Origin of the sequence: Burkholderia reimsis (genome assembly GCF_003294055.1) — a bacterium.
Classification (GTDB): Bacteria; Pseudomonadota; Gammaproteobacteria; order Burkholderiales; family Burkholderiaceae; genus Burkholderia; species Burkholderia cepacia.
In genome coordinates this window covers 1-8389 of sequence record NZ_QMFZ01000089.1, presented here as the reverse complement: position 1 = coordinate 8389, position 8389 = coordinate 1, and the positions used below count along the sequence as shown (strand labels likewise).

The 8389-nt window shown below is 64.1% G+C and carries 6 protein-coding genes; all 6 read right to left on the bottom strand.

Annotated features, from left to right (window positions below; all coding sequences use genetic code 11):
* Nucleotides 1–3853: type VI secretion system membrane subunit TssM (gene tssM / locus DPV79_RS41150; protein ID WP_113048143.1), on the bottom strand; the 3853-nt coding region annotated here is incomplete at its 3' end.
* 19 nt (nt 3854–3872) lie between these two features.
* Nucleotides 3873–5141, bottom strand: a complete 1269-nt coding sequence (tssL, locus tag DPV79_RS41145) for a type VI secretion system protein TssL, long form (RefSeq protein WP_244321913.1) — start codon at nt 5139–5141, stop codon at nt 3873–3875.
* 51 nt (nt 5142–5192) lie between these two features.
* Nucleotides 5193–6539, bottom strand: coding sequence for a type VI secretion system baseplate subunit TssK (gene tssK, locus DPV79_RS41140; RefSeq protein ID WP_113048141.1), 1347 nt, complete (start codon nt 6537–6539; stop codon nt 5193–5195).
* Between the two features lie 31 nt (nt 6540–6570).
* Nucleotides 6571–7074 carry a type VI secretion system lipoprotein TssJ gene (tssJ, locus tag DPV79_RS41135; protein ID WP_113048140.1) on the bottom strand — a complete coding sequence of 168 codons (504 nt, stop codon included), beginning with the start codon at nt 7072–7074 and terminating at the stop codon, nt 6571–6573.
* Between the two features lie 86 nt (nt 7075–7160).
* Entirely contained in the window at nt 7161–7646 is a 486-nt protein-coding gene (locus DPV79_RS41130; protein WP_113048134.1) for an Hcp family type VI secretion system effector, read from the bottom strand.
* Between the two features lie 87 nt (nt 7647–7733).
* Nucleotides 7734–8389: type VI secretion system contractile sheath large subunit (gene tssC / locus DPV79_RS41125; protein WP_113048139.1), on the bottom strand; the 656-nt coding region annotated here is incomplete at its 5' end.

Here is an 8389-nt window from a genome sequence, read left to right as displayed (position 1 = left end):
TCTCGACAACGTGGCCCTTCTGGAGCAGGCGCATCAGCGCCCATGGGCCGTCCGTCGCGACCGTCGACGTGTCCGGGCGGATGCGCGGACTTGCGGTGATCTCCGTGTGGACGCCACCGCGCGGCCCCGGCCATGTCACCGTGAAAGGCGCCACCGGCCCATGCTGGTAAAGCGAGGTCTGGCCGTCGATGTCGAGCGACAGGCTCGTGATCGTGGGATCGAGTTCGGGAATCCGGATGTCGGCTTTCCAGGTCAACTGCTTGTGGCCGGGATCGTTGAAGAAGACGTCCCGGATCGCCTTCGCATGCTCGAACGGTTCAAGGTCCGGTCCCTGCACCGGTTCCGTCGCACCCGGCAACGTGCGGTAGCGCCACGGCTTCGCGGAGGTGTCGACGAACGGCGCGAGCGTCTTCGCGAAGAAATCGTCGATCACGCCGCCCTGCGCAAACACGCGCGTGAAGTCGTCGATGCTGACGTCGCGTTTGCTATCGGGGGCGAACGGATAGCTGCCCTCGATCGTGAGCCGGCAGGTGTCACCCACTACTGCATGCATCTGGCGCGACAGCAGCTGTCCGATACCCTGATTGACTTCGTGCGAGCCGTCGGCGGCAAGCTGCAGCAGAACCGCCCGGAACGGCGCCGGCATCGTGTCGGCCGTCATCTTCAGCTTCGCGGCCGTGTCGCTTGCGGGCGGCATGCTGTTGTTCGACAGTGCGTTGTCGGCAACGGTCAGCGCCGTGTAGTAGTCGTTCAGCAGGTTCGTCACGCCGTCGAGGCCCGTCTTGCCTGCCTGCGCGGCAACGGCCTGCGGACCGGCCTGGGCATCGGCGTTCCCGGTTACGACTTCGCGCAGTGCCGCGAAATGATTGTCGACCAGTTCGCGCTCGACGCGTTCGGACGCGCGAATGCCCAACGCCTTGTCCGCCTTCTGATTGAGCTGGTCGGCTGCTTTCTGCAGGAACGAGCCATCCCCACCGACAACCGGCTGAGTAAGCGTCGTTTCATGTACCGCAGCACGAGCCAGACGTGCGAGCGGCGAGTCCGGCGCCGCAAAGCTGCGCAGCACCTGGAGGTTGAATGCGAGGCTCGTGCCGCTCACCGTGCGGATGTCGTTGAGAAACGCGTCCCACTGCTGCGCGTACTCCATCAGGTATTCGCGTCGCACCGCATCCGTCAGCGCATCGTCCATGCCGGTCGCGTGGCTCACAATCTCAGCCGTTTTTTTTTGAGCCGAATCGGACAAACCCGCCAGATACGAACGTCCCATCACCCACGCGTCGTCGTCGCGCGCGATCTGCACGAACTCCGGAAGGCGTTTGTCGAACAGGTTCCGGTAGCCGTCGAACGTGAAGAGGCCCGACACGCCGCGCGAGAGCGGCTGGCCGCTCGCCCGCGTGAACACCGTGCCGGCCTGCGGCCCGACCGCGCGCAGCAGCGTAAACTCGTCCGGTGCTTCCTTGAGCATCGCGGCCTTCGCCCGCTGGTAGAGACGGTCGGTCGCATTGCTGCCGTCCAGAAACGCGCGGGCCTGCTGGATCAGCGCGTCATTGCGGATCAGCGGCGACTGCACGACACGCTCGCCCGAGAAGAGCTGCTGGACGTGGTCGATCATCGAGGCCCGTCCGCCGAAGATCGCTGCGCTGTCGGTTCTCGCCCAATCGTCGAGCACCCACGCCTTGACGTCGGTGGCGTTGAATTTCGCCTTGTCGTACAGCATCAGATAGACGCGCAGCCCATCGTACGCGGTCTTCGTATCCTTGTTCGCGATCGCGCCGGAAATCACGTCCTCCATCCGGTGCACGATCTGCGGCAGCAGCAGGTTGTCCTCGAGTGCATCGTAGGTGTGGTGGCTTTCCGTCACAATGTCCGGCGGCGTATAGAGACCGTAGCGCCACGTGCTGTCAGGGTCGGACAGGTCAAGGTTCGGAAATGTCGGCAGATAGCGCGCCTCGGTCAGCGTATCGGGGACGGCTTCCGGCTTGGGCTCCCTGTAAAGCTGCGTCACGCGGGTGGCGAGTGACTGCACCTTGCGACCAATCACGTCCAGATAGTCGCTGTTGTTGCCGAAGCTCACGCGCAAGCCGAGCGCGAGCCAGACGAAGAGCAGCAAGGCGAGCGCGTGGCCGATCAGGCGCAGCAGCCGGTAGCGGTATTCCCAGCGCAGATTGGGACTAACGAGATGCGCCTCTGGAAACACCACCCGGGTCAGAAGGTCGTGCAGGAAAAAGCTCCGGTGGCCCTCATGGTCCGCCACTGCCCCCTGCCCCTGCTTCGCGGCAAGACGTTGCACGACCGTGCCGCGCTCCGCCATGACGGGACTGCCGCCTTGCTGCGCGCTCGTGAAATAGACGCCGCGCAGCGTCGAATGGAGCTGCGTGTCATCGTAGCGGGAATCGAGAAACACGCGGTCGATCAGATCGACGAGCGGCCCGATGAGCGCCGCGAACTCCTCCGGCAGCGCGGCAAGCTGACGGCGCTTGCGGGTCTCGTCCTCATCCTGCAGCCGCGTGTGAATCATGCCCGACAACCGTCCAGCCAGTTGCGTCAGTTCATCACGGCAGTGCGCGCGCAGCCCTTCCTTTGCGACGGTTTCCTTGCCGTACGGCAGCGTGAAGCCCCAGGCCTGCGCGCGGCTCTCGGCTGTCAGCGCACCGAAGTACTCTGCAAATCCGGTCAGGCGGTCCATCTTCGTGACGATCAGATAGACCGGGAAGCGGATACCCAGCTCCTTGCGCAGCTCGGCCAGACGCGCGCGCAGGGCGGCCGCCTCGGCAATGCGCGCCGGTTCATCCGCGCTCGCGAGCGTCGCAAGATCGACCGCAAGCAGCGCGCCGTTGATGGGCGCGCGCGGCCGGTGCCGACGCAGCATGCCGAGAAAGCCGAGCCATTCCGCGCGGTCCAGTCCCTCTCGCGTCTCGCCCGTGCCGGCACGGAGTGGAACAACATTGGTGATCGACTTCGTAGCAGCAACTGCGCGGGATTCGGACGAGGGGGCGTCCTTCGCCTCGACAGCGGCCCCTTCCGTCACATCCGCTCCGCGCTCGCCAGCCGATGTGTCCGGTTGCACGGACTGCACGTCAGCGTCCTTCATCGTCGACGTACCGTGGCGCGTGTAATACCCTGCCGTGTCAATCAGCACCGCGTCGTTGGTGAGCCACCAGTCCACCGCATCGGAACTGCCCGAGCGTGCGCCGGACGCACGCTGCATCTGTTCAGCGACCGGAAACGCCAGGCCACCGTTGAGCAACGCACTCGTCTTACCCGTACCTTTTGCACCGAGCGTGATGTACCACGGTAGCTCGTACAGGTAGCGCTTGCCCTGGAACAGCTTGCCCGGCCCCCGCGCACCGGTGCGCATCGACTTCAGACGCGCCAGCGCACCCGCGACGATCGATTCAATGGCCTGCAGCCGCGATGCGGCGGGCGACTCTTCCTCCTTGCCACCCTTACGCAGCATCTTCTTCAGAAACGCGTCGTCCTCGCGCATCTTCTGCCAGAGCCGGAACATCCAGTAGATCGCGAACACGGTCAGCACGAGGCCAATCACCATCCAGCGCGTCGAAACCGGTTCGAACGGCGCCGTATGTCCGAACGAAAGCAGCGGGGACGCGTACCAGATCAGCAGACACACCAACGCCACGAATACAACGCTCATCGACAGGTCGGCGAGCCAGAGCAGGACGCCTGCGAGCAGCAGTGAGATCACCAGCACACGCATGCCGGCCGCAGCCAGCGGCTTGAGCCCGCCGAACGCGAAGAACGGCCCGACAAACCAGATCACCACCGCCGCGACGACCAGTGCGACGAACGCGAGGAACTGGCGGGATGCAAGAAACGACAGGAACTTCGTCATGTTTTATTCCGGATGCGGATCAGCCCTGTTGAGCGACGAGAATCTCGACGCGGCGGTTCTGCGCGCGCCCCTGGGCTGTATGGTTATCGCCCACGGGATCGGCGTCCCCCTTGCCGACGGCTTCGAGGCGGTTCGCCGGCACACCGGCGGCCTGCAGCATCTGCATGACCTGCGTGGCCCGCTCTTCCGACAGCGCTTCGTTCGACGCAAACTGGCGGCTGCGGATCGGCACGTTGTCCGTATAGCCAAGCACGGTCACCTTGCCCGGCACCTTCGCGATCTCCCCCGCGATCTTTGCGATCAGCGGCCCCATCGTTGCCTTGACCGACGCGCCGCCGGGCTGGAACATCGCATCTCCCCGGAAGGTCACGGCGCTGTGACGGGTGTCCTCGTCGACGCTTACCGTGCCCGCAGCGATTTCGTCCTTGAGCAGCTGTTTGAGATGCAACTGTTTCGGCGCGGGCGGCGGCGTCATGCGGCCGATGTTGGCGATCTGCTTCTGCACATCTGCGCCGCGGCTCATCAGTTCGTACTTGAACCAGCCGAAGAGCCCGAGCAGGATCACCGAGAGGACCGTGACGGTGATCCACACCGGGAAATCGTAGACAGACAGGCGGCGGCCTTTCACATCGGACTGCCAGTGAGGCGAAAGCGTCATCGGGGCGGGCCCGCGCTGTGCCGTGATCTCGGTGTAGAGCCGCTGGCGGATCGCATCGTGCTTGCGCTTGCCATTGGCCTCATGCTGGTAGCGCCCTTCGAATCCGAGACTGAGAATCTCGTAGATGACTTCCAGCAGGTCCAGATGGTCCCGCGGTTCGGTGAGCAGCCGGCCAACAAGCAGATACACCTTGTCGCCGCCCTGGCGATCCTCGTGGAAGGTCGTGGCCAGACCGCTGCTGATCCACTCAATGCCGGACGATCCGCCCTTGCCCCAGGCGGTCTGCGTCGCCGCCTCGTCGAGCGCCGTGCACAGGCAGTATCGCGCGCCGATCATGTGGTCGCGGCGGATGTTCGTCTGTTCGCACAGTTTCTGGAAGACGCGCACCTCCTGTTCGAGCAGGTCGCGCAGTGCAAACGTCTCGTCGGCCTCCAGATGCTCAGGCATGTCCGCCAGCGCGCGCAGGAGCACACGCGCGGCTTCGCGCAACGGATTCTGTGCCTGCTCGACGGCGATCAGCCGCTCGCGAAAGGGAACAGCAGCCGTTGCCGCAGCGCCGGACTGCCGGAGCACGGATGCCGGCGCCGGGTTATCCCCGGACGAGCCGACAGCGGTGGGTGGATTGCTCATGGGCATACGTCGCAATTGGCGATTCGTGAATTCATGGATGTCCGTTCCGTGTTACGTGCGCACGCCCCACAGCTCGAGCTTCAGCGACGGGAACTCGCCCGCCACGTGCAGCGCGATGCCACCGTGACGCACGACCTCGTCCCAGAGCGGTCCACCTTGCGTGAGTTCGTAATAGATGTAGCCCGCGTTGAACGGGATCTGCCGCGGCGGCACCGGCAACGCCTGCAGGCCAATACCCGGCAGGTGGCTGCGCACGAGGCTCGGCAGCTTGTCCGACGGACCGGCCTTCGCCTGCGCGAGGAACTGCTGCTGCAGCACGTCCGGCGGCATCGCCGCATGAACCGCCAGCACGACGGCGGTAAAGCCCTGCATGTCAACGGGATCGACCACCGCATTACGCATGCCGTGGCCCCGGTCCTCAAGCGCGATGCTCTGGGCACTACGAACCAGCACTGCGTTCAGCAGCCGGTGGGTGTCGTCGACAACAGGTTTGAGACACAGATGCGGCGTCGTATGCTGGTACGGCGGATGCGTGTCGAGTGGCCGCCGCGTGTCGGTGCGCAGGTGCGTCGACAACTCGCCCGCCATGCCGATCAGCAGCGCATAGACGTCGGCGGGCGACGTCGCCGGCACGCGCAGCAGATGCTGCAGCAGCGGCTCGTAGTGGTTGAGGATCTGCAGCAGCAGGTAGTCGGTCACCGTCGCAGCGCTCGCCGTGGTGTCGTCCGTGCCAGCAAGCCGCTGCGCGAGCGCGTTAGCGCGCAAGCGGGCGAGGTCGTGAATCTTCGTGACCCAGCCCGTCAGCACATCGCTTGCACCGTAGCCGGACACGGGCGGCACGAGCGTGTCGTCGAGCTCGATACTGCCGTCCGCACGGATTGTCTTCACACGTGTAAGCGCAAGGCCGATCCACGCGTCGCCAAGCTCCTTCTCGGGCAGGAGGCGCAATCGGAGGTTCGACAGCTGCACCGGCTCGGGTGCAAGCCCGATCGAATTCGTGTCGCGCAGCTCGGTATCGAACACCAGATAGCGTGCGAGCGAATCCGCTGTGTTCTCGAAGGTCGTCTCTTCACAATTCGGCAAACGCACCGGCACGGCCAGATAAATCACCTGGTCGAGGTGTTCGGGCCGGATCGTCAGCGGCGGCGGCAGCGGCGTATTGCCGGGTGCATCGAACGGCGTGCCGTCGGCGAACACCCCCGCGGCCGACTTGACGATTACCTTGCCGAGCGCAAGCGATTCGAGATCGAGCGCAAAGTGCGCGAAGCCGAAGAAGAACGGCGACAGCGGCGCCGCACGCATGTGCGCATACTTCTCGAAATAGCGGTCCTGCTGCTGGAACAGTTGCGGGCGGAAAAACAGCCCCTCCTGCCAGGCGACCTTGGCGTACCAGCTCATGCGGACCTTCCGTTTCGTTGCGCGAAGACTTTCATTTTCTTGTTTCGGTGATCTTGACGGCGTTCGCTTCAAGATCGATATTCAGGTTCAGCTTCGGCGTGGAGAAGCTGTACCACGCCTTGTCCAGCGTGCCCGGCATCGCGTAGACCGTACGCCACACGGAGTTCGGCAGGTCGCGGTAGGCCGCGATCACACCGATCGCTGTCGTTGCGGGATCGGGCCGGCGGATGATCACCTGGTGCTCGCCGGGACGCAGCTGCAGCTCGTCGCGTTTGACAACGTCGTCGGCCAGCACTGTCTTGTCCTGGGTCTGCAGCGTGAAGAAATCGGCCGCCTTGAAGGCGCCGTCGTTCTTCAGTTCGTAGATGCGCACGACGATCGGCGCCGGCCGGCTACGGTCATCCGGATTAACTCCGGGCAACGCGCTCACGCTCATTTCGAGCCGCATCGGCTCCTTCGGCTTCGGTTCGCCGCTTGCGCAGGCAGAAAGCGCGAGGACGCAGGCGAGCGCGGGAACGATCAGGATCGAACGCATGCAGGATTTACCTTGATAGACGGCAGGAAACGCCGCGCAGCCGGAGGGGGGCTGGACTTTCGCCCGGTGCGCGGCGTTCCATGGACTTACGCTTCCTTGTTACCCTTGATGTCGAAGCTCGCAGTCACCGCGCCGCCGCTACCGCCCTGCGCGTTCTGCACGACATACTCCTGCTTCACCTTCGCGAACGACAGCGACACCGTCTCGCGGCTCTTCTCGGCATCGGTCTTGCTGCCCGACGGCTTCACGCGCGTGACGATCACGTCGCTCATCGTGAGCTTCAAGTATTCGAGCGGATTGCCGCCGGCCTTGCGCATGACCAGCGTCGCCTGATCGATGTGCTTGCCCGTGAGCGCGTACTTCATCAGGTTCGGGCTCGCGCGGTCGATGTTGTGCTCGAACGTCAGGTCCTTGACCGTCGCCTTGCCAGCACCGCCGCCGCTGCCCGCGTGCATCGAGGATTCCTGCTGGATCTCCCAATCCCAGTTCAGGACTTCGATTTCGTCCTTGTGCTTGTCGTCGAGCGATTCGCCGTTGATGCCATCGATTTTCAGAAAAATATCCTGAGCCATTTCTTCACTCCATGTTGTTGCTGATAATGAAAGCGACCGGGTTCAAGGTGTATCGTGCCCGGCCACACGAGGACTCCCACCGACATTTCAGGCGACTTCCTTGATCGACGGCAGCTTCGTGACGAGACGAAGCGATACGGTCAGCCCTTCGAGCTGGAAGTGCGGACGCAGGAAGAACTTCGAGTTGTAGTAGCCGGGGTTGCCCTCCACCTCCTCCACAACCACTTCGGCGGCCGCCAGTGGCCGGCGTGCCTTCGTGTCCTGCGACGAGTTGGCGGGATCGGCATCGACGTAATGCATGACCCATTCGTTCAGCCACCGCTGCATGTCCTCGCGTTCCTTGAACGCGCCGATCTTGTCGCGCACGATGCACTTCAGGTAGTGCGCAAAGCGCGAGCAGGCAAAGAGGTACGGCAGGCGCGACGACAGGTTCGCGTTGGCGGTGGCGTCAGCGTCGTGATACTCGGCAGGCTTTTGCAGCGACTGCGCGCCAATGAAGGTCGCGTGGTCGGTGTTCTTGCGATGCACGAGCGGAATGAAGCCGTTCTTCGACAGTTCAGCCTCGCGCCGGTCCGAGATCGCGATCTCGGTCGGACACTTCATGTCAACACCGCCATCGTCGGTCGGGAACGTATGGCACGGCAGGTTTTCAACCGTGCCGCCCGATTCGACACCGCGGATCAGCGAGCACCAGCCGTACAGCTTGAACGAGCGGTTGATGTTCACGCCCATTGCGTACGCGG